This is a genomic window from Streptomyces kronopolitis (genome assembly GCF_050953795.1).
Classification (GTDB): Bacteria; Actinomycetota; Actinomycetes; order Streptomycetales; family Streptomycetaceae; genus Streptomyces; species Streptomyces kronopolitis_A.
Genome location: NZ_CP191850.1, coordinates 5,283,079 through 5,308,425, shown reverse-complemented (window position 1 = coordinate 5,308,425; position 25,347 = coordinate 5,283,079). Strand labels below are relative to the sequence as shown.

Annotated in this window: 19 protein-coding genes; 8 read left to right on the top strand and 11 right to left on the bottom strand. The window is 70.2% G+C overall.

The window, feature by feature from the left end; translation table 11 throughout:
- Positions 1-95 precede the first annotated feature (95 nt).
- From ACQP17_RS23585 to ACQP17_RS23575, 3 genes are all read right to left on the bottom strand, one after another.
- Positions 96-443: a putative quinol monooxygenase gene (locus tag ACQP17_RS23585; RefSeq protein ID WP_433858072.1), complete on the bottom strand. Its 348-nt coding sequence runs from the start codon at positions 441-443 to the stop codon at positions 96-98.
- Positions 444-658: 215 nt separating this feature from the next.
- Positions 659-2,563 (bottom strand): translational GTPase TypA, encoded by a 1,905-nt coding sequence (gene typA / locus ACQP17_RS23580; protein WP_433858071.1) that lies wholly within the window; start codon positions 2,561-2,563, stop codon positions 659-661.
- A 207-nt stretch (positions 2,564-2,770) separates the two neighbouring features.
- Positions 2,771-5,134 (bottom strand): ABC transporter family substrate-binding protein, encoded by a 2,364-nt coding sequence (locus ACQP17_RS23575; RefSeq protein ID WP_433859990.1) that lies wholly within the window; start codon positions 5,132-5,134, stop codon positions 2,771-2,773.
- Between the two features lie 407 nt (positions 5,135-5,541).
- Between ACQP17_RS23575 and ACQP17_RS23570 the strand changes: the two genes are divergently transcribed.
- From ACQP17_RS23570 to ACQP17_RS23555, 4 genes are all read left to right on the top strand, one after another.
- Positions 5,542-5,841, top strand: a complete 300-nt coding sequence (locus ACQP17_RS23570; protein ID WP_364875084.1) for a hypothetical protein — start codon at positions 5,542-5,544, stop codon at positions 5,839-5,841.
- Positions 5,842-5,945: 104 nt separating this feature from the next.
- Entirely contained in the window at positions 5,946-6,773 is an 828-nt protein-coding gene (locus tag ACQP17_RS23565; protein ID WP_433858070.1) for a hypothetical protein, read from the top strand.
- Between the two features lie 73 nt (positions 6,774-6,846).
- Positions 6,847-8,829, top strand: a complete 1,983-nt coding sequence (locus ACQP17_RS23560; RefSeq protein ID WP_433858069.1) for a fumarate reductase/succinate dehydrogenase flavoprotein subunit — start codon at positions 6,847-6,849, stop codon at positions 8,827-8,829.
- On the top strand, positions 8,826-9,623 hold the full coding sequence (locus tag ACQP17_RS23555; protein WP_364875079.1) for a succinate dehydrogenase/fumarate reductase iron-sulfur subunit: 798 nt from the start codon (positions 8,826-8,828) through the stop codon (positions 9,621-9,623). The genes ACQP17_RS23560 and ACQP17_RS23555 overlap by 4 nt, the downstream gene beginning before the upstream one ends.
- A gap of 36 nt (positions 9,624-9,659) precedes the next feature.
- Here ACQP17_RS23555 and ACQP17_RS23550 read toward each other — a convergent pair whose 3' ends face one another.
- From ACQP17_RS23550 to ACQP17_RS23525, 6 genes are all read right to left on the bottom strand, one after another.
- Positions 9,660-12,224: a SpoIIE family protein phosphatase gene (locus ACQP17_RS23550; protein ID WP_433858068.1), complete on the bottom strand. Its 2,565-nt coding sequence runs from the start codon at positions 12,222-12,224 to the stop codon at positions 9,660-9,662.
- A gap of 279 nt (positions 12,225-12,503) precedes the next feature.
- Positions 12,504-12,965, bottom strand: a complete 462-nt coding sequence (locus ACQP17_RS23545) for an ATP-binding protein (protein WP_433858067.1) — start codon at positions 12,963-12,965, stop codon at positions 12,504-12,506.
- 244 nt (positions 12,966-13,209) lie between these two features.
- Positions 13,210-13,641, bottom strand: a complete 432-nt coding sequence (locus ACQP17_RS23540; protein WP_364875073.1) for a (deoxy)nucleoside triphosphate pyrophosphohydrolase — start codon at positions 13,639-13,641, stop codon at positions 13,210-13,212.
- Between the two features lie 51 nt (positions 13,642-13,692).
- Entirely contained in the window at positions 13,693-13,872 is a 180-nt protein-coding gene (locus tag ACQP17_RS23535; RefSeq protein WP_189097328.1) for an SPOR domain-containing protein, read from the bottom strand.
- A 243-nt stretch (positions 13,873-14,115) separates the two neighbouring features.
- Complete coding sequence (locus ACQP17_RS23530; protein WP_433858066.1) at positions 14,116-15,861, bottom strand: APC family permease; 1,746 nt, start codon at positions 15,859-15,861, stop codon at positions 14,116-14,118.
- 199 nt (positions 15,862-16,060) lie between these two features.
- Positions 16,061-16,813, bottom strand: a complete 753-nt coding sequence (locus ACQP17_RS23525; protein WP_189097327.1) for a GntR family transcriptional regulator — start codon at positions 16,811-16,813, stop codon at positions 16,061-16,063.
- Positions 16,814-17,146: 333 nt separating this feature from the next.
- On the opposite strand from ACQP17_RS23525, the gene ACQP17_RS23520 reads away from it, so the two are divergent.
- The 4 genes from ACQP17_RS23520 (at position 17,147) to ACQP17_RS23505 (ending at position 21,288) form a co-directional block, all read left to right on the top strand.
- The gene (locus ACQP17_RS23520; RefSeq protein WP_433858065.1) at positions 17,147-17,893 is read left to right on the top strand and encodes a PIG-L deacetylase family protein; all 747 of its coding nucleotides are present in this window, start codon (positions 17,147-17,149) and stop codon (positions 17,891-17,893) included.
- Positions 17,894-18,081: 188 nt separating this feature from the next.
- Positions 18,082-18,840 carry a carbonic anhydrase gene (locus tag ACQP17_RS23515; protein WP_433858064.1) on the top strand — a complete coding sequence of 253 codons (759 nt, stop codon included), beginning with the start codon at positions 18,082-18,084 and terminating at the stop codon, positions 18,838-18,840.
- Between the two features lie 475 nt (positions 18,841-19,315).
- Positions 19,316-19,804 (top strand): hypothetical protein, encoded by a 489-nt coding sequence (locus ACQP17_RS23510; protein WP_433858063.1) that lies wholly within the window; start codon positions 19,316-19,318, stop codon positions 19,802-19,804.
- Between the two features lie 321 nt (positions 19,805-20,125).
- A protein-coding gene (locus tag ACQP17_RS23505; RefSeq protein ID WP_433858062.1) for an IS3 family transposase occupies positions 20,126-21,288 on the top strand; the annotation gives its coding sequence in 2 pieces (ribosomal slippage) (positions 20,126-20,410 and positions 20,413-21,288; 1,161 coding nt in all).
- A gap of 220 nt (positions 21,289-21,508) precedes the next feature.
- Here ACQP17_RS23505 and ACQP17_RS23500 read toward each other — a convergent pair.
- On the bottom strand, positions 21,509-23,677 hold the full coding sequence (locus ACQP17_RS23500) for a 3'-5' exonuclease (protein ID WP_433858061.1): 2,169 nt from the start codon (positions 23,675-23,677) through the stop codon (positions 21,509-21,511).
- A 17-nt stretch (positions 23,678-23,694) separates the two neighbouring features.
- Entirely contained in the window at positions 23,695-25,302 is a 1,608-nt protein-coding gene (locus tag ACQP17_RS23495; protein WP_433858060.1) for a protein kinase domain-containing protein, read from the bottom strand.
- Positions 25,303-25,347: the final 45 nt, after the last annotated feature.

Here is a 25,347-nt window from a genome sequence, read left to right as displayed (position 1 = left end):
CCACTGCTCCGCGGACCCGAGAAAACCCCCGTATGCCCGATCGGCCCGGCCGCGCGCCGCCGCCCCCGCGGCGGTGGTGGGGCGGCGGGGGTGGATCAGGAAGCGGCGCCCGAGGGGTGGTGGACGGCTTCCACCGTGCATATCCGCGGGTCGAAGGACTCCGCCAGCGCGGCGGCCTGCGTCATGTGCTCCTGGGCCGCCGGATCGGCCAGCATCGCCCGGAAGTGCGCCTCGCTCTCCCACTGGGCATAGTTGACGACCCGTTCGCCGTCCGTACTGGCGTGGAGGTTCGCCGAGAGGAACCCGGGACGATCCCGCATGGTCTCCTCGGTGGCGCGGCTCAGCAGCGCCACCAGTTCCGCCTGCCGCTCGGGCCGCACGGTGAACACATTGATCAGCGTCGCGATCCCGCGACCGGCTTCGATCCTCGTCGTCTGCGTCATGCCCCCAGTCTGCCGCCGACCACTGACAACGCCGCCGGCCGGCGGGACGGGCCGCCGGCGAGCGGCACCGGGCCTCCGCACCAGGACGCGAAACGACGCCACAGCAACGGCGAAGGGGCGCCCCTCACGTGGAGGGGCGCCCCTTCGGCGCGTTCCGGAAACCCGGCGGCGGCGTCGTGACCGCTCGGCGCGGTCCTTGCCGCTCGGCGCGGTCCTTAGCGCTTCGCGCGGGAAGCCGTGCGGCCGCGCTCCTTCTGGTCCAGGACGACCTTGCGGATGCGCACGGCCTCCGGGGTGACCTCGACGCACTCGTCGTCGCGGCAGAACTCCAGGGACTGCTCCAGGGAGAGCTTGCGCGGCGGGACGATCGCCTCGAAGGAGTCGGCCGAGGAGGAGCGCATGTTGGTGAGCTTCTTCTCCTTGGTGATGTTGACGTCCATGTCGTCGGCGCGGGAGTTCTCGCCGACGATCATGCCCTCGTACACCTCGGTGCCCGGGTCGGTGAAGAGGACACCGCGCTCCTGGAGGTTGGTCATCGCGAAGGCGGTGACCGCGCCGGTGCGGTCGGCGACCAGCGAACCGTTGTTACGGGTCTTCAGCTCGCCGAACCACGGCTCGTGGCCCTCGTGGATGGAGTGCGCGATACCGGTGCCGCGGGTGTTGGTCAGGAACTCGGTACGGAACCCGATCAGACCGCGGGAGGGGACGATGAACTCCATGCGGACCCAGCCGGAGCCGTGGTTGGACATGTTGTCCATCCGGCCCTTGCGGGTGCCCATGAGCTGGGTGACGGCGCCCATGTGCTCCTCGGGCACATCGATGGTGATGCGCTCGATCGGCTCGTAGGTCTTGCCGTCGACCTGCTTGGTGACCACCTGCGGCTTGCCGATGGTCATCTCGAAGCCCTCGCGGCGCATCTGCTCGACCAGGATGGCCAGCGCCAGCTCACCGCGGCCCTGCACCTCCCAGGCGTCGGGGCGCTCGGTCTCCAGCACGCGCAGCGAGACGTTACCGATCAGCTCGCGCTCCAGGCGGTCCTTGACCTGGCGGGCGGTGACCTTGCGGTCCTTGACCGCGGACTTGGCGTCCGCGCCCTTGCCGGTGCCGCCGCGGCCGACCAGCGGGGAGGTGTTGGTGCCGATGGTCATCGAGATCGCGGGCTCGTCGACCGTGATCAGCGGCAGCGCGATCGGGTTCTCCGGGTCGGCCAGAGTCTCGCCGATCATGATGTCGGGGATACCCGCGACCGCGCAGATGTCGCCCGGGCCGGCCTTCTCGGCGGGCTTGCGGGTGAGCGCCTCGGTCATCATCAGTTCGGTGATGCGGACGCTGGAGGTGGTGCCGTCGCGCTTGATCCAGGCGACGGTCTGCCCCTTCTGGAGCTCGCCCTGCTCGACCCGGAGCAGCGCGATACGGCCGAGGAAGTTGTCCGCGTCGAGGTTGGTGACGTGCGCCTGCAGCGGGGCGGCCTCGTCGTACTCGGGCGCCGGGACGTGCTCCAGCAGCGTGCTGAAGAACGGCTCCAGGTTGGTGCTGTCGCTCGGGACCGTGCCGTCCTCCGGCTTGGTCAGCGAGGCGACGCCGTCACGGGCGCAGGCGTAGACGATCGGGAACTCGATCTGGTCCTCGTCCGCGTCCAGGTCCAGGAACAGGTCGTAGGTCTCGTTGACGACCTCGTCGATCCGGGAGTCGGGACGGTCGGTCTTGTTGATGCACAGGATGACCGGCATCCGGGCCGCGAGGGCCTTGCGGAGCACGAAGCGGGTCTGCGGCAGCGGGCCCTCGGAGGCGTCGACCAGCAGGACGACCGCGTCGACCATCGACAGACCGCGCTCGACCTCGCCACCGAAGTCGGCGTGGCCGGGGGTGTCGATGATGTTGATCGTGATCGGGTCCCCGCCGTCCTTGGGGTGATACTTCACCGCCGTGTTCTTGGCGAGGATCGTGATGCCCTTCTCACGCTCCAGGTCGTTGGAGTCCATCATCCGGTCGTCGAGCTTCTCGGCGGCGTGCTCGGCGAACGAACCGGCCTGCTTGAGCATGCCGTCGACGAGGGTGGTCTTTCCGTGGTCGACGTGGGCGACGATGGCTACGTTACGAATGTCGTGACGGGTGGGCATACTGGCGGCGCTTCTCCCGGAATCGTGGATGGCGACGCGTCCATCCGGTACGCGCGCCCGCCGGGCATCTCAGCACGCCACGGCCTCACCCCATGGTACGTGGCTGCGGCGGCACCGGCCGCCGCAGCCCGTCCATACCATCCCTGGCCTGCGTTTTCCTTCCCTTTTGGGGCTCCGGAGAGGTTCCGGCGAGGTCTCCTGGGGCCCTTACCTCGTGTAGCCGATGTCCTGGAAACGGGGGGTGGCGAAGCCGAAGGCGCCGACGTTGGCGAGCGTCTTCTTCGTAGCCACCAGCTCGGGCCGCTGGTAGAGCGGAATCGACCCGGCGGCCGCCCAGATCCGGGCGTCGGCCTGCGCGACCAGGGTGCGCGCCGAGCTCTCGTCCAGCTCGGAGGAGGCCTGGTCGAAGAGCTGGTCGATGTGGTCGGTGCCGACCCGGGTGTAGTTCTGCTCGACGGTCAGCGAGCCGTCGGGCGCGGGCTGCGGCTTGGCGTAGATCGGGCGGGCGTCGGTCGCCGGGTAGGCGGTGCCGGGCCAGGAGTACAGCGCCAGGTCGTAGTCGCCGGAGGCGATGTGGTCCTGGAAGTAGCTGGCGTCGGAGACCCGCTGGACGGAGGTCAGCACGCCGATCTTGGCGAGCATCTCGGAGATCCGCCGGCCGACGGTCCGCAGCTGCGCGGAGGCGGCGCCGTCGGGCACCACGAAGCGCAGGGTCAGCGGCCTGCCGTTCTTCTTGACGGCGGCGACGTGGCCCGCCCGCTCACCGGCCGGCTGCGGCGCGGCGGCGGACCGCTCGGCCGCGGCGTGCCGGGCACCGGGGTGCCCGCCGGAGCCCGGCAGGTGCGGGGCCTGACCGGTCTCGATCATCTCGGCGGCGCCCAGTGCCCGCGCCGCGCGCTTCTTGTAGCGCCGGTACTTGGCGTACGCCGACGACTCGGTGTCGCCGCCCGCCGCCGCCTTCTCCCCGGCGGCCGCCTGCTTGTAGAACGAGGCGCTCTGCCGCAGCAGGGCGGACTGCTGGACCTCCGAGCCGACCGCGCCGGTGAAGGAGAGCGGGGCCTCGGCGGCGGCGGGCCGGGCGTCCGCGCCGTGCTCGCCCAGGACGGCCGTGTGGCCGCGGTGGGAGCGTGCCGGGTTGCGGTCGTCGGCACCGTCGTCGTATCCGCTCCGGTCGTCGGCCCCGTCCCCCACGGACTCGTCCCCGTAGGGGTCGCCGTCGTAGCGGTCCTCGGAGCCGGGCGCGGGTGCGCCCGCGTTCTGGCCGGCCTGCTGCCGGTCGCTGCCGTCGCTCTTCCAGCCGGCGTCCGCGAGCAGCGCCTTGGCGGCTCCGGTGTCCTGGCCGCCGAGGGCGTCGCTGTGGTCCTCGTAGCCGCTCTGCCCGGCCATCAGCAGATGGCTGCCGAGCGGCCGGGAGGGCAGGTCGAGCGGCTTGAGGACGGTGTCGGCGAGCACCTGCCGGTCGAGGGCGCGGGCCACCGCCCGGCGCACCCGGTCATCGGCCAGCGGGCCGCTGCTGCCGTTGAGGGCGAGCTGGGTGTAGGCGGGCTCCAGCGCCTTGCGGACGGTGTAGCCGCGCAGCACCGTGTTCTGCGCGGCGACGGCCTTGGCGTCGGCCCTGGCCCCGTCGCCCTGCGGTCCCGCGTTGCCGTCGCCGGGCTTGTGGGACGGTGCGCGCCGGGCGGAGGCGACCCGCTTCGCGGCGATCTGGTCGACCGCGGCGACGTCGACGCTCCCGTCGGCCAGCGCCGCTGCCCGCTTGTCCCCGGGCAGCGACTCCAGCACGATCTTCTTGAGCCGGGCCCGGTCGCCCCACCACTTCGGGTTGCGGACGAGGACGACGCGCCCCTCCGCGGTGTCCCGCTGCTGGACGCGGAACGGGCCCGCGCCGACCTTGAGTTGCTCGCGTGCGCCCTCGTTGAAGGCGTCGGCGTTGCCCATCACGCTCTTGGGGTAGAGCGGGGTGAACAGCGACCGCCAGTCGGCGTAGGGCCGGGCGAAGGTGACCTTCACCTCGCGGGAGTCCGCGCCCTGTTCGACCTTGCCGATCCGGTCGTAGCCGGCGTTGCGGGCGGTCCAGAACGCGTTGTTCTTGCCGCGCAGCGCGTTCCACTGGGCGACGAAGTCGGCGGCGGTGATCGCCGATCCGTCGCTCCACCGCGCCTTGGGGTTGATCTTGTACGTGACGACCTGCTTGGGGTCGCGGGCGCTGACGTCCGCGGCGTCGAGATAGTCGGCGTTGCGCTGCGGCCGGCCGTTCGCGTCGAGGGTGAACATGCTGGGCAGCACCGCGCCGGCGATCCGGGCGGTGGTCGCGTCGGCGTCGGACTGGAAGGCGTTGAGGGTGCCGGGCATCGCGTCGATGGCCCAGCGCAGGGTGCCGCCGTCCTTCAGCTCGCCGCGCGGCGCCGGGGCGATGTCCTGGGACGCCGAGACCGACGCCTCCCGTTCATCGCTGCTGCATCCGGTCAGGGCCGGCAGCGGGAGCAGCGCCCCCGCCGCGATGAGCGCGGCGCAACGGCGTCTGCGGTCCGCCGCGCGGCGGCCTGAGAGGGGGTGGTCGTGGTCGGTCATGACGGTTACCTCCGGGCTCACCCGCGCCGCGCCGAGCACCGCCTGGGCCTGACCGGCGCACCACGTTCGGCCGAGTTTGCGGCTCATCACATCTATGGCACCCCCACTGAAGGCGACCGCGCCCGGACCGGCCGCCCGACACGACGGCCACCGCCCCAAGGCCACCCGCCCGGCCCAACATCCCGGGCCCCGGCGGGGTCACGGGGGCACCGCGCGGCGGACCTCAGCAGCGCGCGGCGCGCCCGGGCTCGTATCGGCGTTCGAGGGGTGCCGGGGCGCGCCGTTGCCGAAACGCACCGGTTCGAGTCGTAATCACGCGCACCCCCTTCCCAACCCCTACTGTGACGCGCGACACTCTCGGGCGCATGAGATCGCCCACCACACCTTCAGAAGTGAGGGCACGTCATATGTCCCTTAAGGATGATCTGACGGCGGTTGAACGCAGCCTGGACCATCTCGCCCGGTCGGTGGGGAAACTGGAGGCGCAACTCGGCGCCGGCCTGGACATCCGCCGGGTCCGCAGCGACACGGACCATCTGCGCGAGAGTCTCGGCCTGCTCAAGCTGAGCGCGGCGGCCGGCGGGCCCCGGCGCCAGGGCGCGGCCACCGTCGAGATGGTGACGATCTCCGACGCCCCCTACAACTCCGCACTGTGGACCGACGCGGAGGACGAGGGCCTGGGCTCCAGGAACGGCCACGCGCCCTGAGCCGTGGCACGAGCCCCACCGTCCGCCCCTCATCCCGTCCCGCCCCGCCCGGCCGCGCGCCTCGATCCGCCGCCCGGACGGAGCGCCCTTCACGGAGACCGACGTTGGCCACTGGCACCGAACCCTCCTCGCACACCGACGCGACCGGCGTGCACTCCGCCTCGCGCGCCGCCATCCCCGCCCGCCATCTGCGCACCGACCGCTGGTGGCTGGCCCCGGCCTGCACCGCCGCCGGGCTGCTCGCGTTCATCGTCTACTCGACCTGGCGGGCGTTCGCGAACGCCGACTACTACCACGCGCCCTATGTCTCGCCGTTCTACTCGCCGTGCCTGGCGGAGAACTGCCACACCATGCGCGGCGGCCCCAACTGGGAGCTGTTCGGCAGCTGGTGGGGCCTGTCCCCCGCGCTGCTCATCCTGATCTTCCCGCTGGGCTTCCGGCTGACCTGCTACTACTACCGCAAGGCCTACTACCGCGGCTTCTGGGCGTCGCCGCCGGCCTGCGCGGTCGCCGAGCCGCACACGAAGTACACCGGTGAGACCCGCTTCCCGCTGATCCTGCAGAACATCCACCGCTACTTCTTCTACTTCGCGGTGCTGGTCGCCTGCGTGCTGACCTACGACACGGCACTGACCTTCCGCGACGAGAACTACGCCTGGGGCCACATGGGCCTGGGCACCCTGATCTTCCTCGCCAACATCGTGCTGATCTGGGCGTACACCCTCTCCTGCCACTCCTGTCGGCACATCGTCGGCGGCCGGCTGCGGCACTTCTCCAAGCACCCGGTGCGCTACCGGCTGTGGGGCTGGATCGGCAAGCTCAACGCGCGGCACATGCTGCTGGCGTGGTCCTCGCTGATCAGCGTGGCCGTCGCGGACTTCTACGTCTTCCTGCTGGCCAGCGGCGCGATCACCGATCCGCGCTTCTTCTGACGGCAGGCCCCTTCTTCCCCTCCCGCAACAGCAACTCCTTTGACACTTCTTCTACGGAAAGGTGTGCCCCGCGATGGCGCATGTGGACCGGCAGGCATGGGACGTGGTCGTGGTGGGCGCGGGCGGCGCCGGACTGCGCGCCGCCATCGAGGCCCGCGAGGCCGGCATGCGCACGGCCGTGATCTGCAAGTCCCTTTTCGGCAAGGCCCATACGGTGATGGCCGAGGGCGGCATCGCGGCCAGCATGGGAAACGCCAACGCGCACGACAACTGGCAGGTTCACTTCCGGGACACCATGCGCGGCGGCAAGTTCCTCAACCACTGGCGGATGGCCGAACTCCACGCCCGGGAGGCCCCGGACCGGGTCTGGGAGCTGGAGACCTGGGGCGCGCTCTTCGACCGCACCGCGGACGGCCGCATCTCCCAGCGGAACTTCGGCGGCCACGAGTACCCGCGGCTGGCGCACGTCGGCGACCGTACGGGGCTGGAGCTGATCCGTACCCTCCAGCAGAAGATCGTGGCGCTCCAGCAGGAGGACGAGCGGGAACTGGGCGCGTACGACGCCCGGCTGAAGGTCTTTCAGGAATGCACGGTCACCCGGATCCTCAAGGAGCCGGCCGGTCCGGGCGCGGGCTCCGGCCAGGTCGCCGGCGCGTTCTGCTACGAGCGGGAGTCCGGCCGCTTCTTCGTACTGGAGGCCCCGGCGGTGGTGCTGGCCACCGGCGGCATCGGCAAGTCGTTCAAGGTGACCTCGAACTCCTGGGAGTACACCGGTGACGGCCACGCGCTGGCGCTGCTGGCCGGGGCGCCGCTGATCAACATGGAGTTCGTGCAGTTCCACCCCACCGGCATGGTCTGGCCGCCGTCGGTCAAGGGCATCCTCGTCACCGAGTCGGTCCGCGGCGACGGCGGGGTGCTGCGCAACAGCGACGGCAAGCGCTTCATGTTCGACTACGTCCCGGACGTCTTCAAGGAGAAGTACGCGGAGACCGAGGAGGAGGGCGACGGCTGGTACGAGGATCCCGAACGCCACCGCCGCCCACCCGAACTCCTCCCCCGCGACGAGGTCGCCCGCGCCATCAACGCCGAGGTCAAGGCGGGCCGCGGCTCCCCGCACGGCGGCGTCTACCTGGACGTCTCCACCCGGATGCCGGCCGAGGTCATCGAGCGCCGGCTGCCCTCGATGCACCACCAGTTCAAGGAGCTGGCGGATGTGGACATCACGGCCGAACCGATGGAGGTCGGCCCGACCTGCCACTACGTGATGGGCGGGGTGGAGGTCGACCCGGACACCGCGGCGGCGACCGGCGTCCCGGGGCTGTTCGCGGCCGGTGAGGTGGCCGGCGGCATGCACGGCTCCAACCGCCTGGGCGGCAACTCGCTGTCCGACCTGCTGGTCTTCGGCCGCCGCGCGGGGCTGCACGCGGCCGAGTACGCGGCCTCCCTCGGCCGGCGGCCGGAGATCGACCCGCTCCAGATCGACGCGGCGGAGGCGGAGGCGCTGCGCCCCTTCAGCGCCGAGGGCGGGCAGGACGCCGACGGGGGGCGCGGGGAGGACGGCCGTGAGACGGGCCCGGCGGAGAACCCGTACACCCTGCACCAGGAACTCCAGCAGGCGATGAACGACCTGGTCGGCATCATCCGCAAGGAGAGCGAGATGTTCGAGGCGCTCAAGCGGCTGGCCGATCTGCGGGTGCGGGCCCGCCGGGCCGGCGTGGAGGGCCACCGGCAGTACAACCCGGGCTGGCACCTCTCCCTCGACCTGCGGAACATGCTGCTGGTCAGCGAGTGCGTGGCCCGGGCGGCGCTGGAGCGCGAGGAGAGCCGCGGCGGGCACACCCGCGACGACCACCCGGCGATGGACCGGGGCTGGCGCAACATCAATCTGGTCTGCGAGGTCGCCCACCCGCAAGGTGAGGCGCGCGCCGCGGACCCGGCGCTGGGCCAGATCCGGCTCTCCCGGCGCGAGACCCCGCCGATCCGCCGCGATCTGCTGGAGTTGTTCGAGAAGGACGAGCTGGCGAAGTATCTGACGGACGAGGAGCTGAGCCGGTGAGCGTGTCGCAGGAAGAGCAGAAGTCGGGCGTCTACCAGGCGCACTTCAGGGTGTGGCGGGGCGATGAGCACGCCGGCGACCTGGCGGACTTCACGGTCGAGGTGCACGACGGCGAGGTGGTGCTCGACATCGTCCACCGCCTCCAGGCGACCCAGGCCCCCGACCTCGCGGTGCGCTGGAACTGCAAGGCGGGCAAGTGCGGTTCGTGCAGCGCGGAGATCAACGGCCGGCCGCGGCTGATGTGCATGACGCGGATGTCGGTCTTCGACCGCACGGAGACGGTCACCATCACGCCGATGCGGGCCTTCCCGGTCGTCCGCGACCTGGTCACGGACGTGTCCTTCAACTACACCAAGGCCCGGGAGATCCCGGCGTTCGTCCCGCCCGCGGAGCTGGCCCCCGGCGAGTACCGCATGCAGCAGGAGGACGTGGGACGCTCCCAGGAGTTCCGCAAGTGCATCGAGTGCTTCCTGTGCCAGGACACCTGCCACGTGGTGCGTGACCACGAGGAGAACAAGACCGCGTTCGCCGGTCCGCGCTTCCTGATGCGCATCGCCGAGCTCGACATGCATCCGCTGGACGCGGCGCCGGCCTCCGGCCTCGACCGCAAGGCCACCGCGCAGGACGAGCACGGGCTGGGCTACTGCAACATCACCAAGTGCTGCACCGAGGTCTGCCCCGAGCACATCAAGATCACCGACAATGCGCTGATCCCCCTCAAGGAGCGCGCCGCGGACCGCAAGTACGACCCGCTGGTGTGGCTCGGGAACAAGATCCGGCGCCGCGGCGAGTGAGCGGGCGGGGCGGGACCCCGGTCCCGCCCCGGCTCCTCAGAACAGGCTCAGCAGCGCTTCCGCCGGGTCCACCGCGGGCGACTCCCCGTCGGGCAGGGCGAGTTCGAACCACACCGTCTTGCCGCGCGGGGTGCGCCGGCTGCCCCAGCCCTCGCTGAGCAGACCGACCAGCTGCAGCCCGCGGCCGCCCTCGTCGGTGTCCCGGGCCCGGCGCCGGCGCGGCTGGGCGAGATCGGCGTCCCAGACCTCGCAGACCAGGGTGCGGTCCAGCAGCAGCCGCAGCCGGATCTCGCCGTGGCCGTGCCGCAGCGCGTTGGTCACCAGCTCGCTGACCAGCAGCTCGGTGGTGTCGACCAGGCCCTGCAGGCCCCAGTCCGTGAGCTGGTCGCGGGCCAGCTCACGGGCGCGGGCCACCGAGCGCGGCTCCGGCGCCAGGTTCCAGTCGCCCACCGCGTCCTTGGGCAGCCCGCGCACCCGCGCCATCAGCAGCGCGATGTCGTCCTCGCCGTGCGAGGTGTCCATCGCGCTCAGCACCTGGTCGCAGGCGTCCTCCAGCGGGCGGTCGGCGCCCGACAGGGCCCGGCGGAAGGCCTGCAGCCCCTCGTCCAGCGGATGGTCGCGGGACTCCACCAGGCCGTCGGTGTAGAGCGCCAGCAGCGCGCCGTCCGGCAGCTCGACCTCGATCTCCTCGAACGGCTCGCCGCCCACGCCGAGCGGCATCCCCGGGGGCACGTCGAGCAGCAGCGCGTCCTCGCCGTCCTCGACCAGCACCGGCGGCAGATGCCCGGCGTTGGCGAACGTACAGCGCCGGGTGATCGGGTCGTAGACGGCGTAGACGCAGGTGGCGAGGTAGACCTCGGACAGATCGGCGGTCCGCGCCGAGCGCCCCGGCTCGGCGCCCTCCGGGGCCCCGGACCGGCCGCGGGCGCCGCGGGCGGTGGACCGGCCCTCGCCGTCGCCGCCGAGCCCGCGGGCGATCTCGTCCAGCGCCGAGAGCACCTCGGCGGGCTCCAGGTCCAGCAGCGCCAGGGTCCGTACGGCGGTGCGCAGTTCCCCCATGGCGACCGCGGCGCGCAGTCCGCGGCCCATCACGTCGCCGACCACCAGCGCGGTGCGGTGGCCGGGGAGTTCGATGACGTCGAACCAGTCGCCGCCGACCTCGGTCGCGGTGGTGCCGGGCAGATAGCGGCAGGCGATGTCCAGGCCGGCCGCCTCGGGGTCGCCGGGCGGCAGCAGGCTGCGCTGCAATATCAGCGCCCGCTCGTGCTCACGGCGGTAGAGGCGGGCGTTGTCGATGCAGACGGCGGCGCGCGCGGCCAGCTCCACGGCGAGGGCGGTGTCCCGCTCGCCGAACGGCTCGCTGCCCTTGGTGCGGGAGAACTGCACCAGCCCGACGACGGTGTCCCGGGCGACCATCGGGACGGCGAGGGTGGACTGCACCACCGCGCCGAACTCCGGCCCGCCGTCGTCGCTCTCCCGGCCCGGGATGATCTGCGCGTTGCCGGTGCGCAGGGCGCCCGCGCACGGGGAGTTGAAGGGGTAGCGATGGACGGCGCCGACCGCGACCGGGCCCGGGGGGCCGCCGGGGACGGCGGGGGCGGTGGCGAGCGGGGCGTCCGAGACGGCGCTGGCGAAGGCGACCCGGCGCAGCTCCGCGCTGCCGTCGCTCATGCCGGGCGGGGCCTCGTCACCGGCGAGCAGCCCCTGGTAGAGGTCCACCGAGGCCAGGTCGCAGAACTGCGGGACGGCGACGTCCAGGAGGGTGCGGGCGGTGGTCTCCAGATCGAGGGAGTTGCCTATCCGGGCGCCGGCCTCGTTGAGCAGCGCGAGGTTGCGGCGGGCGTTGGCGGCCTCCCGCTCGGCCCGGCGCCGGCCGGTCACGTCGGCGGCGAGCGCCGCGACGCCGATCGGCCGGCCGCTGGCGCCGTGCAGCCGGTAGAGCGACACCGACCAGCGGCGCCGGTCGCCCTCGCCGCCGGGCAGGCCGATCAGTTGCATCTCGGCGACCGGCTCGCCGGTGTCCAGGACGCGGCGCAGGGCGGCGGTCATCCGCTCGGCCTCGCTGCGCGGCAGGAAGTCGTGCGGGCCGCAGCCGCGGTACTTGCTGGCCGGGCCGCCGAAGACGGTGGCGAAGCGTTCGTTGACCCGCAGCAGCTTCAGGTCCGTGCCGAACAGGGTGAAGCCCATGGGAGATTGACCGAAAACGGCCTGCGAGGCGGCGAGATCGGTCTCGATGCCGCGCAGCGCCCGGACGTCGACGACGAGGCAGACCGCGGCGCGCTCACCGTCCTCGTTGCGCGAGGGCATCACATAGATCTCGGCGAGCCCGTCGGTCGCGCCGTCCGCTTCCCTGCGGTAGGGCACCAGGCCGGTCCACTCCCGGCCGTCGAGTATCTCGGACACCTTGCGGTGGCCGGTGTCGCGCAACTCACTGGGCACGAAGGCCTCTACGGGGTCCTTGCCGAGGGCGTAGCGGGCGGGGATGCCGAGCATCTGCGCGGCCCGCTCGCTCCACTGGTCGATCCGGCCGTCGGGACCGAGCGAGAAGGAGGCCACGCGGATGTAGTCATAGATCGATCCGGGCCGGCTGCTCTGCCACACGGGCGCGCCCGCCGGCTCGTCCGCGCGCGGGCGGCCGCCTGGGTCCCCCGGGCAGTCCACACCACCCTGACCCTCGCTCTGTGCGGGTTCTGCCCCGCCAGATGACATCTCGCTCACGAGCCCCGTCCCCTCCAGCTCATCGTGCCCGGACCGGACCCGCCTGAGTATCCAGCACCTCGGCAATCCGGAACACGGTCTTCACGATCACAGCACAGTCTCGATCGCAGGCCATCGACAGGATGTCGATGAAATGGCAACGATCAGGACTTCATCTGTCTCCTAACCAGCCACCGACAGCTCGAACCACACAGTCTTGCCACTCTTTCCCCGCCGGGTCCCCCAGCGCCGCGAACTGCACGCGACCAGCTGCAATCCACGGCCCCCCTCGTCGTCGGGCGCGGCGTCACGCTCCCGCGGCGGATCGGGCAGCGGATCGGAGACCTCGACGAGCAGCCCGCCGGTACTCAGCAGCACCATGCGGACCCCGATCGGCCCGCTCGCATGGCGCAGGGAGTTGGTGACGAGCTCGCTCACGAGTAGTACGGCCATGTCGGCCGCGCCGTTCAATCCCCAGTCGTCCAGCACCCGGCGGACCACGGCGCGGGCGGTGCGCACGGCACCGGGATCGGCGGGGAAGCTCCATTCGGCGGTGGGGGAACCCGTGGCCTTGCCGCGCCTGCGGGCATTGCCGGAGACCGGCTCCGGGACCTCTGCCGCTGCGCTGTCGCTCACGCCGATCACATCCCAGCCCGATGACTCCCCCTGTCACATTCCACGGATGGAAGGGGTCATTCAGGACATACCCGATATCCCGCGCGAAGTATCGCCCGGGGTGGCGCACTGTGCCGCAAATGAAACATATCGGCGCGGTGGGCCGGGACGCCGGGGCGGGCGGCCACGGGGGCGGGAGCGGCCCTGGGTCCGCGGGTGTGCGCGGCGGGCCCGGACGGGCGGCGCCGGGCGGCCACGGGCCGCCGGCGGGGTCCTACGGCCGCGCCTGGGCGGCCGGCGGCACCCCGTTCTTCGTCGCCAGTCTGCGCATCACCTCGGCGACCGCGGGCCGGTCCTGGTCGAGCCAGTCGACCTGGTCCTCCTCGCCGGGCCGCAGCCAGCGCAGCTCGTCGTGGTCCTCCAGGGGCTGTGGCACGCCGGACACCAGCCGGGCCGTCCACACCTGCAGGACATAGCCGGGCCGCAGCACCCACTCCCCCGGGATCCGGTCCACGACCGCGGCCTCGACGCCCAGCTCCTCGCGCAGCTCGCGCTCCAGCGCCCGCTCGGGGGTCTCATCGTCCTCCACCTTGCCGCCGGGCAGCTCCCAGCGGCCGGCCAGCGCGGGCGGCGCGCTGCGCCGGGCGGCCAGCAGCCGCCCGCGCTCGCACACCGCTCCGCCCACCACTACGCGCACGGTCGTCATGCGCGGCAGCCTACGTCCCCCGCCCACGTCCCGCTTGCCGCCCGTGGCCTCTCAGGTCGCCGCGCGATCGGCCTTCTCGACCACGTAAAGCTGCTGGTGGCCGCGTGTGCCAAGCCGGTCGGCCACCCGCTCCGCCTCCGCTCGGGTGGCATAGCGGCCCACGCGATAGCGGTTGCCGCCTTCGTCCTGGCGGATGACGAGCCAGGGGAGCACCGCTCCACCGTCGGTCATTGCGCCCCTCCGTCCGCCGTGTGGCGCCCCCTTGTGCGCCCCTGGTCCGCTGATGCCGACATCGCAATCCGCATATGCCCGAGCCTACGCCCGACCTTCACTCAGCGGATATGGCTTTTCACAAAGAGATACCGAACCGGCCACCCGCGGGCCTCCGGTGTACCGGAGACGGCCTGCGGGTGGCCGGCTGGTGGCCCGATGCGCTCGGGCGGGCGGACAGCTGTCGGGCGGAGGGCGCGGGGCTCAGGACCCGACGGACGCCTTGGCGCCCTCGGCCTCGGTGGCCTCCTTGGCGGCGGCCGCCTCCTCGGCGAGCTCGGCCTCGACCGTGAGCAGCGAGGGGTTGCGCCAGGAGCTGCGCACGCCCCAGTAGTAGAAGGCCAGCCCGATCGCGGCGACCAGGACGATGTCCCAGCCCTGCGGCAGATAGCCCTTGCCGCCGAACTCCTTGCCGCCCAGGTACGACACCGCGGCCATGACCAGCAGGTACGCCACCATCCAGGCACCGGCCTTGAGGTGCGGGCGCAGCTCGGCCCACGGCTTGCGGCCCTGGGTCAGCGGCTTGCCGATCTCGTACCAGGCCCAGACCGGCAGTCCGACGGCCATGATCAGGATGACCTTGCCGGTGAGCGGCCAGCGGCCCCAGTAGAGGACCAGCGAACCGAAGACCATGGCGATCGGGGCGATGATCGGCATCGCGCGCAGCTTGACCGGGCGCGTGAGGTCCGGCGAGATCCGGCGCAGCGACATCACCGCGACCGGCCCGGTGATGTACGAGATGACCGTGGCCACCGAGACGATCTCGGCCAGCGAGCCCCAGCCGCGGAAGACCGCGAGGAAGAGGAAGGCGATCACGAGGTTGAGCACCAGCGCCGGGCGCGGCACACCGGTCTTCTTGTCCACCTTGCCGAAGATGCCGGGCAGGTGGCCGTTCTCCTGCACACCGTGGATCATGCGCGAGGTGGTGGCCGCGTAGATCATGCCGGTACCGGACGGCGAGACGAAGGCGTCCGCGTACAGCAGCAGCGCCAGCCAGTTCAGGCCCCAGGCCACGGCGAGGTCGGCGAGCGGCGAGTTGAAGCCGAGGGAGGCCCAGCCGCCGCCGGCGGTGAGCTTGTCACCGGGCACCGCCATCAGGAAAGCGACCTGCAGCGCGACATAGATGACCAGGGCGATCAGGATCGACCAGATGACGGCCTTCGGCAGCGACTTGCCGGGGTTGCGCGCCTCACCGGCGAGGTTCAGCGGGGACTGGAAGCCGTTGTAGGCCCAGACGATGCCCGAGACGGCGACGGCGGTGAAGACCGAGCTCCAGCCGTTGGGCGTGAAGCCGCCGTGGTGGACGATGTTGCCGGTGTCGAAGTGCGCCATCATCAGCGCGGTCGCGGTCAGCGCCGGGACGACGACCTTGAAGACCGTGATCGCGGTGTTGGTCTTGGCGAACAGCGAGATCGCGAACCAGTTGAGGAAGAAGTAGAAGATCAGCAGGATGCTGGCCAGCCCGACGCCGGTGCCGGTCAGCTCCTTGCCGTCGTAGAGCGCGTGCGTCCAGCCGAAGTCCCAGGAGCTCATGTACTGGACGGAGGCGGTGGCCTCACCCGGGATCACCGAGACGATCGCGATCCAGTTCGCCCAGGCCGCGAGGTAGCCGGCGAGCGAGCCGTGGGAGTACTGGCCGTAGCGGACCATGCCGCCGGCCTTCGGGAACATCGCGCCCAGCTCGCTGTACGTGAGGGCGATGGTGAGCGCGACGAGCGCACCGATGACCCAGGCGAGGATCGCGGCCGGGCCGGCGATGGCGGCGGCCCGTTCGGCTCCGAAGAGCCAGCCGGAGCCGATGATGGACCCGAGACCAGTGGCGGTCAGGGCGATGGTCCCGAGGGACCGACGGTAATTCGAGTGCGAGCCCTGCTCCGCGCTCGGGTTCTTCGTCGTGCTCACGTGCTTGGTCTCCTGGTCTTCCCCCGTGCCGTGCACAAACTTCGCCATCGTAAGAGCGAATCGAGGCATCGGCTTCCCACAGCTGCCAAAAAAAGCCGCCCAGTTGAGGGTCTGTGAGTTATCCAACACAAGGTTTCGGCCAAATTTTGCGCACAAACCAGCCCAAAACGGTCCTCTGGCCGAGAACCGCAGGCGCAGACGTGGCGTCTCGCGCACGCGCACAAGGCGGACGGGAGCGTGCCCGCGGCTACTTCACGGGCAGGTGATAGGTGACCCGGTGCCGGTCGGCGAGGGTGACGACATCGGCCGTCTCGACCGGGCGGCCGCCCGCGAAATACGTCCGCGACACCACCAGCACCGCATGCCCCGGCACCCCGCCCAGCGTCATGGCCTCCTCCGCCAGCGCCGGCCGGGCGCCGACCTCCTCGACGACGTTGTCCACCACGACGTCGATGGCCGCCATCCGCTCGACCACCCCGCGCCCCGCCAGCGGCCCCTCCTCCGGCAGCATCACCGGCGTCCGCCCGGTCACCTCCAGGGGCTCCCAGGACGTCGAGAGCATCGCCGGCTCCCCCTCGGCCCGGAAGACATAGCGCGTCCGCATCACCTTGGCCCCCTGCTCGATCCGCAGCCGGCCCGCGACGGCCGGACCGGCCGCCTCCTGCTCGCTGCTGGACTCCCAGGTGCCCCGCACCCGCTCGTCGGTCTGCTCCTGCCGGAACGGCGTGCAGCCGCCCGACGAGTGGAAGCCGACGCGGGCGATACGGCGCGGCACGGGCTGCTCACGCACATAGGTGCCCGACCCCGAGCGGCCCTCGACCAGCCCCTCGGCCATCAGGACCTTCCGGGCCTCCAGCGCGACGGTGTCCGAGACGCCGTACTCCTCGCGGATCCGCGCCTGGGAAGGGAGACGGGTGTGCGGCGGCAGGAGGCCGTCGACGATTTTCTGGCGCAGGTCGCCGGCCACGCGGAGGTACGCGGGCTGCTCACCGAAAGGCACATGCCCCTCCCAACAGCTTGACAGTCAGCAACAGCGTGGCAACCGCCTGTCGTCGACCGCAAGCTTGGGCCAGATATTCGCCTGATGTGATGAATCCCAGCTCAGCCTGTGTAAAACCCGAGATCGGGGGCCGGTGCCGCCGCCCGGCCCACCCCGCGCCACCCCTCCCCCTCTCGCCACCCACCCGGTAGCCGCCTCCCAGGCGTGTCACGATCGAAGCGGGGCCACCCGCGCACCCGGGACGCGACCGGAGAACGCCGGCCACAACGGCGTACGGAGAATCCGGCACGCCCCGTACGGGCGGCGCCACCCGGACGGGAAGGAAGGGACCCGATGCCCGCCGAACACCTCTCCCCCATGCCCAAGGACTGGCAGCGCGCACTCGCCGTCGTCGCCCACCCCGACGACCTCGAATTCGGCGCCGCGGCCGCCATCGCCGAATGGACCGCCGCGGGGCGCGAGGTCAGCTACCTCCTGGTCACCCGCGGTGAGGCCGGTATCGACGGGCTCGCGCCGGCCGAGTGCGCCACGGTCCGCGAGGAGGAGCAGCGGGCCGGCGCGGCACTCGTCGGTGTCCACACCGTCGAGTTCCTCGACCACCACCACGACGGCGTCATCGAACCCGGCCGGACGCTGCGCCGTGACCTGTCCGCGGCCATCCGCCGCCACCGGCCCGAACTCCTGGTGACCCTCAACCACCACGACACCTGGGGCGGCGGCCGCTGGAACACCCCCGACCACCGGGTGGTCGGCCGCGCGGTCCTCGACGCGGCGGGCGACGCCGGCAACCGCTGGATCTTCCGCGACCTGACCGCCGCCAAGGGCCTGGCGCCCTGGAACGGCGTCCGCTGGGTGGCCGTGGCGGGCTCCCCGCACCCCACCCACGCCGCCGAGGTCGGCCCCGGCATCGAACGCGCGGTCGCCTCCCTGGCGGCCCACGCCACGTACATCGAGGGCCTGCGCGGCGCCGACCAGGACCCGCGCGCCTACGCCCGCACCTTCATCGAGCAGATGCTGCGCAACGGCGGCGAACGCTACCGGGGCCACCCCGCCACGCTCTTCCAGGTCTTCCCCCGCTGAGCCTCCCGCCCGCCCCGGGTGCGCCCTCCCCGGGGCCACCCTGCCGCCGACCGGGCCGGTTCTGTGGGCCGTCGGTGGCACAGCGGGCCGCGTCCGTGTGCGCCTCCCGCCGAGTCCCCCCGCCACGCTGAACAATCGCCCTGACCAGGAGCTACGCACCCGTCTCAGCCGACCGAGGGGAACGAACGATGGACGGAGCCGGACACCCGGACCGCAGGGCCATGCTCGCCGGGGGCCTTCTCGTCGCCACGGCCGCCCTTACGGGCTGCTCGTCGAAGCGCACCGCCCCCTTGCCGGCCGACGCCTCGCCCCAGGGGCGGGCGGCGTCCCCGCAAGCCCCGCCGACCACCCCCGCCGCGGCCTTCGCACGCCTCATGGCCGGAAACCAGCGCTGGGTGAGCGGCAACCTCCAGCACCCCGACCGGGACCCGAACCGCCGCCAGTTCGTGGCCGAGAAGCAGCAGCCGTTCGGCTCGGTCCTCTCGTGCATCGACTCCCGGGTCCCGCCGGAACTCCTCTTCGACACCGGTCTCGGCGACCTCTACGTCATGCGCACCGGCGGCGAGGCGATCGGCCCGGTGGTCACCGGTTCCGTCGAGTACGGCCCCATGACCAGCGGCACACCCCTCATCGTCGTCCTCGGCCACCAGCGGTGCGGCGCGGTCGAGGCCTCGTACAACTCCCTGCGGGACGGCAAGCCGCTGCCCGGCAACCTGGAGGCGATCGCCAGGGCCCTGCGCCCCGCCTACGACGAAACCGTCCGCCAAGGCACCCCCGCCGACCCCGTCGACACCATGGCCCGCAACCAGGTCACCCTGACCGCCGCCGCCCTCCGCTCCAACCAGGACCTGGCCCCCCTCGTCAAAAAGGGCACCCTCGCCGTCGTCGGCGCCTACTACTCCCTGGACACGGGGAAGGTCGAGGTCTTGTCGGGGGCGCCTTCCTGACGGGCATTCGGAGAGACATCCGCAGCGGCGCAGGGTCGGCGCGGATACGACAAAGGGCCGGGCTCCTGAGAGCCCGGCCCTTTCAGTGCGGGTTTGCCTCGTCCCGCAACTCCGCCGGCACGGTCAGACGTTGAACCGGAATCTGCAGTGCAGGGCTCCCACCTGCGAAAACGCGAGTTTTATAGGGGTCATCCCAGCACCATCCCAGCACGGGCGTTCAATACCAGCACCATGCAGGACAGGCGCCCCTCGTACGCCTACGCAGCTCGGGCGCTGCCGCTCGAGCTCGCCTCCTCCGCCGACTGGGACGTCGCGTCTGGGGATACAGGCCGCATGGCGCGCTGCAGAACTTCCCGGCAGCGATCCCAGGCGCTGGGCAACAGATGCCCGTAGATGTCGACCGTCGTCTTAACCGAACGGTGCCCCAGCCAGCGCGAGACCTCGTGGATCGGCACACCGTTGGCGAGGGCCGTGGATGCGAAGAAGTACCGAAGGCTACGGGGCGTGTACTCGGGCCGTCCAGATCGACCAGGCCAGCCGAGAGGCATTCCTTCTTGAACCGGTAGCCGTAGGAAGCAATGGATGGCATCACGCCAGCGCCAGGTTGACGTGGAGCAAAGAAGGTCTCGAGCCGAAGCCGTTTCCCCTTCTGCCCAGTGAAGACGACGGGCACCGGCTTCCGCTTCAGGAGGTACGCGTCGATCTCCTGCTCAACGAACAGGGCGGTCGGGACGTCTCCGCACTCATTCTCCAGTCGATGCTTGAGTGGCACGAAGGGTATCTGGCAGTCCTCACGGCGCGCCTTGGCACTGACCTGCCATCGAACCCTGACGTAGTCAGGCCGCCGGCACTCGGTGGAGAAGGCCAGGGCTTTGCTGGGGCGCTGGCCTGTGCCGGACTGAAGGTAGACGGTGCGGCGAAACTGTGGCGCGATATGCGCAGCTATCTGATCCACCTCGGCTGACGTCGGAACTTCGTCCTCGTCCACCGCCAGCGCGTCCCTGTGGGAGATCCGGATACCTCGGGCAGGGTTCTCCGTGATGCGCTTGTCGACAACGGCCGCCTCAATGATGGCGGCCACCATCACCATGCGGTCGTTCACTGTCGATGCAGCCAGACCTGCACCGCCTCGGTAGATGTCCTTGACGAACTTCTCAAAGTCCCGGCGCGCCAGCCCAGCCAGGGGCTTACGACCAAGGCTCGGCACGAGATGGTTGGGTCTGCTGCACGATCGGGTGACATCTGAACTGGCTTGCCCTGTGGGGCGGGTGGGAAGGATGTCGTTGTGCCCAAGCCTTATCCGGAAGAGTTCCGCCAGGATGTCGTGCGGGTCGCGAGGAACCGCGGCCCGGGCGTGACAGTGGAGCAGGTGGCCACCGACTTCGGGGTCCATCCGATGACGTTGTGGAAGTGGATGCGCCGGGCGGACATCGATGACGGGATCAAGCCTGGAGTGGCCAGCCAGGACAGCGCGGAGCTGCGGGAGGCTCGGCGGCGGATCAAGCTGCTGGAGCAGGAGAACGAGGTCCTGCGCCGGGCAGCGGCCTATCTGTCGCAGGCCCATCTACCGGGAAAAGGATCTACCCGCTCGTGAAAGAGCTGGCCGCGGACGGGACGCCCGTCGCGGTCACGTGCCGGGTCCTGAAGCTCGCCAGACAGCCTTACTACCGCTGGCTCGACAAGCCGGTGACCGTCACCGTGCTGGAGGAGTCGTATCGCGCGAACGCGCTGTTCGACGCCCACCGCGACGACCCGGAATTCGGCTACCGCTTCCTGGCCGATGAAGCCCGTGGTGTCGGGGCCCGGATGGCGGGCCGCACCGCGTGGCGGATCTGCCGGGACAACCGCTGGTGGAGCGTGTTCGGCAAGAAGCGCGGGAGAGTCAAGAAGGCCGGACCGCCGGTGCACGACGACCTGGTCCGCCGCGACTTCACCGCGGACGGGCCGAACCGGCTGTGGCTCGCCGACATCACCGAACACGCCACCGGCGAAGGCAAGTTGTACTTCTGCGCGATCAAGGACGTTTTCAGCAACAGGATCGTGGGCTACTCCATCGATGCACGGATGAAGTCCCGCCTGGCCGTGACCGCCCTGGACAACGCCGTCGCCCGGCGCGAACAGGTCGACGGATGCATCCTGCACAGCGATCGCGGATCGCAGTTCCGCTCCCGGAAATTCGTCCGGGCACTCGACCGCCACCGGATGGCCGGCTCGATAGGGAAAGTTGGGGCGGCCGGCGACAACGCGGCCATGGAGTCCTTCTTCAGCCTGCTGCAGAAGAACGTCCTCGACCGCCGGACCTGGACCACCCGCGAGGAACTCCGGATTGCGATCGTGACCTGGATCGAGCGGACCTATCACCGACGCCGCAGACAAGCCGCACTCGGCCGACTGACCCCCATCGAATTCGAAACCGTGATGACCACACCGGGCCTCAAGGCCGCGTGACCGAAGCTGTCACCCAAACCTGCATCAGACCCACCCGACCTTCGAGGTTACTGGATGTAAACGGTGCTTCAGCCGCCAGCCCTGACCGACGAAGAGCTGCACTGCTCCACCGCCGACCGGCAACGCGGGCCCCTTCACCTCATCTATGCGGAGCCTCTTCTCCGAACAAGGCTCCCCACTCCTCTATCGCACGCTCACAGAACGAGGTAGCTCCTGGCCCTCAGTGCGAAGCAGACGGCACTCTCCTGCCCGCATCTACTTCAGCGAGAAAGCGACTCGCTTGACCACTCCACGAAACGTGCAATCGGTCGCGTGCGCGCGTGCACGCGACGAAGAGCAGGCAGCGCTCGGCTGTCAGATCCGTGTGGTGCTGAATGGGGTCGAGTTCCATAGGCGTGATGGCCCCTATGTACGGAAGCACCCCTTCCCGGACCCCAACAACTGCCACGCACCGGAACTCGAGCCCTTTGAGGGAATGCATCGTTCCAACCCTGACGCCCTCAGCGTCAGTGCCTCGGTCTTGCCGTAGCCGGACCACGGGGATTCGCTCGTCCCGCAATCGCTGGACCACGCTGCGCACAATCTTGTTGAACCGGGCAGCCACCGCGATGTCGGACAACTCGACGCCACCGTCAGCCCACTCCCGAATACGCACCACCAACTCGGACAGTTCTGCGTCCTGGTCATCCATGGCACGCACGGTCGGGCGGTCTCCGTGGAGCGAGGACTGGAAACCTGCCAGCGTGTCCGCGCTGCCGTTCTCCAGTTGTTCCACGCGCCGGCCGTCCAGCAAAGCAACCGCCCAGGTGAGAATTTCCTGCGTACTGCGATAGTTCTTGCGCATCCGGGTGGAACGGCCGGTCACAGGGATGCCCAATGATTTCAGAGACACCTTCGTGTCGTAGATGCGCTGATGTGGGTCACCGGCAATGAATAGGTCGTCAGGGCGAGCGAGAACCAAGGCACGCAGCAGCCTCCACTGAGCGGGGTGGAGGTCCTGTGCCTCGTCGACGACAACGTGTCGGTAGAGCGGTACTCCGGATGTCGTGACCCGCAACGCCGCTTCGTCACACACCCCAAGATGCGTACGTGCGGAGCGCTTATCGAGCGCGGCCTGGAACGCCTCCACCGCCTGCCAGACCTCGTGCCGCCCAGTGAAGGCGAGTCGGGAACCTCTACCGCTTCTGGATGCCTCTTGGTAGGCATCGAGAGAGCGCAGGCCCTGCGCCAAGATGACGTGCTTGTACTCCTGAACAAGGAACTGGGCGCTCCACCGCAGGCCCAGCTGCTCTACGATCTCTCCCCAGAGAGAAAGCTCCTGCGCCCCGTCCAGGTACACACACCGGGCATCGTCATGTGGTTCGACGATCTCTCGTGCGCGGGCGTTGACTGTCAAAACATCCACCCGGCCGCGCAGCTTCTCGTCCTCGACCAGCAGATCCAGCCCTTCACGAAGGGCCGAAGTAAGCGTCCCGGTGTATGTGGTGAGCAAGATGCGTTCGCCAGCCCGCAGATGCCCCAAGAGGTGCTTGACCCGATGGAGCGCCACCACCGTCTTTCCTGTGCCCGGTCCGCCGGTCACCTGAGCAGGCCCTGAGTAGCTGGGCCTGTACGCGATATACCGCTGAGACGGGTGCAGGAAGATCCTCCACGCGGCGAACGGCTTGTCGAGGATCTCGGACAGTTCCTGCGGGCCAGTCACCAGGGCAATGCGCGAAGGAGTGTTACGCATCGCACCTGCCAGATCCGTACGGTCCACAGCCAGCATGCCGTTCCGTGTACGGGTGGCGACTAGTTCACCCCATACCGTCTGTACGCTGAGTCCCTCGGAAAGGAACTGCAGCACCTGCCACTGGTCCTCCGGCATTAGCGGAGCGAACGCCTCGAGTTGTTCCTTAGAGGTCAAAGAGCGGGCAGCGCGCAGCACATCATCCTCGATGCCGAGGCCACGGAGATCCCCGTCCGTGTGACGGGCGAAGAGAGGTTCCAGCGCGGCGGCGGACGCCTCCGCCTCCCATGCCGGCACCAGCTGCTCCACCGTGACGACGTCACGAATCTCCAGTCCATGTGTCACCGCGTTTACGCTCGGCACCTGCTTGGCAGCCCAGGTGTAGGCGTCGTCGTGCGCCATCACACGCAGCAGCAAGAAGTCTTCGCCCGTGCCGGGTGCGAGTACGACTCCGCGGTAGAACCTGTCGATACGACAGGTGTAAATATGCTTGCCTCTTGCCCCCTTGGGCTGCTTGAAATCCAGTCCGGCGTCCGCCCAGAGTTGTTTGAGAGTGAGCTGCTGGAACTTCAGCGCCGTCTTCACAGCTCCGGACCGTGCCTTGGAGTCGAGCTTCCCGAACTCGTCGAGAAACCGAACCGACAGAGCCAGCTGTGCCATGGAGGAAGCTCCTTCGGTTAGTTCCTGTGCGTGGCGGCCCGGCCGGATCCGGTAGTGCGTGAGGTACGCAGTCGGATGCGTACGAGCGCATCCCGCACCTGAGCGGTCTCCGGTGCGTCCGGTCCGTACGCAGTCATCAGGTCCCGATACAGCGGCATCAATACCTCCACCGCCTCCCGCAAGCGGTCGACCGCCTGAAGCAGCAGACCGACATGCCTGCGTACCTCAAGGACGTCCATGTCGTTGTCCGGCAGCCCCTGCCTCATCTGTCCCAGTACGGCCTCGAACTCGGCCAGCGCACCTTCGCTGTCGCCGAGCTCCATCCGGCAGAAGGCGGCCTGCCTGCGGCAGTAAAGGGCATCCTCGCCACGGGCAGGACCTGCGGCCTCCACTACTTCAACGAGTGCCTCGTACTCCGGCAGTGCTCGTCCGTAGTCATCGTCACAGAAGAGCGCGAGCGCGTGGACAAGACGGAGGCCGAGCATCAGGGGTTCGGAAGCGCTACGCACCGCAGCAGCGCGGGCCAGGACGTCCTCCAGCATTCCGGATGCCTGGGAGAACCGCTCCTCCTCGACAAGCGCCGCTGCGTGACCACGGGCCTGTTGCAGTTCCTCATCCGGTACGGCAGGGGCAGCCGGCCTCAGTGGCGAGTCCACAGCGGTCGGCGTGTACACGGCCTTCTCGGCCGGGCGGGGGCGGGGCGCGAGCGGACGGCGGTAAGGGCCCGTGGGGTCAGTGGCTCCCCGCCCCCGCTGCTCGGTGGTCCGCTCGGAGTCGGGTGCGGGGAGAAATGGCACCAGACGGTCGTAGACATCCTGGGCTGAGTCAGGCCGCTGATGGGGCACCTTGGCCAGCAGATCCAGGACCAGCCGCTCCAGCGCCGGGTCCACCTCGGCGCGCAGCCCGCACAGCGGGGCCGGCGCCCGGTACATGTGGTCCTCCATCAGCTGGAACTCCGCCTCGGCCGTGAACGGCGGCTTCCCGGCGAGCAGTTCATGGAGGATGCAGCCCAGCGCATAGAGATCACTGCGGGGGCTGACCGCGGCCGCCTGGATCTGCTCGGGCGACATGTAGCGGCGGGTACCAATGATGTGCCCGGTGGACGTCAGCTTCGTGACATCGGTTCCGAGCACCGCGGCGACTCCGAAGTCGAGAACCTTCACGGTGCCGTCCCCGGCGACCATGATGTTGTCCGGCTTCAGGTCGCGGTGGACGACGGGCACGGCGTGCGCGTACGAGAGCACCGAGCAGACCTGCGCGGCGACGGAGACCGCCCAGGTGACCGGCAACATACCGGGCCTGGCGAGGATGTCGGTGAGCAGCGCGCCACGCACCAGTTGCATCACCATGTAGACGCCGTCCGCCGCCCGGTCGAGCACCGCGTCATGGACCGCGGGCACCCCTGGGTGGTCGAACTTGGCTGTGACCCGGGCTTCCCGCTTGAAGCGCTCGGCCAGCTCTTCCGCGTCCGGGCCCGGCGTGGTCAGGTCCCGGCGGATGAGTTTGACCGCCACGTCCCGGTTCAGGATCGGGTCGTAGCCGAGCCAGACCTGTCCCATCCCCCCGGTACTGATCCTGGTCCGCAGTTCATAGCGTTCAGCGATGACTCGTACTTCTGGCGCCACCTGCGCTGTCCTCCCCGTGCCCCGTGATCATGTGTGCCCAGTGTG

What these genes read in the sequence shown, in the direction of transcription:
- ACQP17_RS23570 (WP_364875084.1), top strand. Translation starts at nt 5,542, where the DNA reads ATGTCCCTTAAGGATGATCTGACGGCGGTTGAACGCAGCCTGGACCAT.
- ACQP17_RS23560 (WP_433858069.1), top strand. Translation starts at nt 6,847, where the DNA reads ATGGCGCATGTGGACCGGCAGGCATGGGACGTGGTCGTGGTGGGCGCG.
- ACQP17_RS23575 (WP_433859990.1), bottom strand. Translation starts at nt 5,134, where the DNA reads ATGACCGACCACGACCACCCCCTCTCAGGCCGCCGCGCGGCGGACCGC.
- ACQP17_RS23500 (WP_433858061.1), bottom strand. Translation starts at nt 23,677, where the DNA reads ATGGCACAGCTGGCTCTGTCGGTTCGGTTTCTCGACGAGTTCGGGAAG.
- ACQP17_RS23530 (WP_433858066.1), bottom strand. Translation starts at nt 15,861, where the DNA reads ATGGCGAAGTTTGTGCACGGCACGGGGGAAGACCAGGAGACCAAGCAC.
- typA (WP_433858071.1), bottom strand. Translation starts at nt 2,563, where the DNA reads ATGCCCACCCGTCACGACATTCGTAACGTAGCCATCGTCGCCCACGTC.
- ACQP17_RS23515 (WP_433858064.1), top strand. Translation starts at nt 18,082, where the DNA reads ATGGACGGAGCCGGACACCCGGACCGCAGGGCCATGCTCGCCGGGGGC.
- ACQP17_RS23510 (WP_433858063.1), top strand. Translation starts at nt 19,316, where the DNA reads ATGCGAAGAAGTACCGAAGGCTACGGGGCGTGTACTCGGGCCGTCCAG.
- ACQP17_RS23540 (WP_364875073.1), bottom strand. Translation starts at nt 13,641, where the DNA reads ATGACGACCGTGCGCGTAGTGGTGGGCGGAGCGGTGTGCGAGCGCGGG.
- ACQP17_RS23585 (WP_433858072.1), bottom strand. Translation starts at nt 443, where the DNA reads ATGACGCAGACGACGAGGATCGAAGCCGGTCGCGGGATCGCGACGCTG.
- ACQP17_RS23520 (WP_433858065.1), top strand. Translation starts at nt 17,147, where the DNA reads ATGCCCGCCGAACACCTCTCCCCCATGCCCAAGGACTGGCAGCGCGCA.
- ACQP17_RS23535 (WP_189097328.1), bottom strand. Translation starts at nt 13,872, where the DNA reads ATGACCGACGGTGGAGCGGTGCTCCCCTGGCTCGTCATCCGCCAGGAC.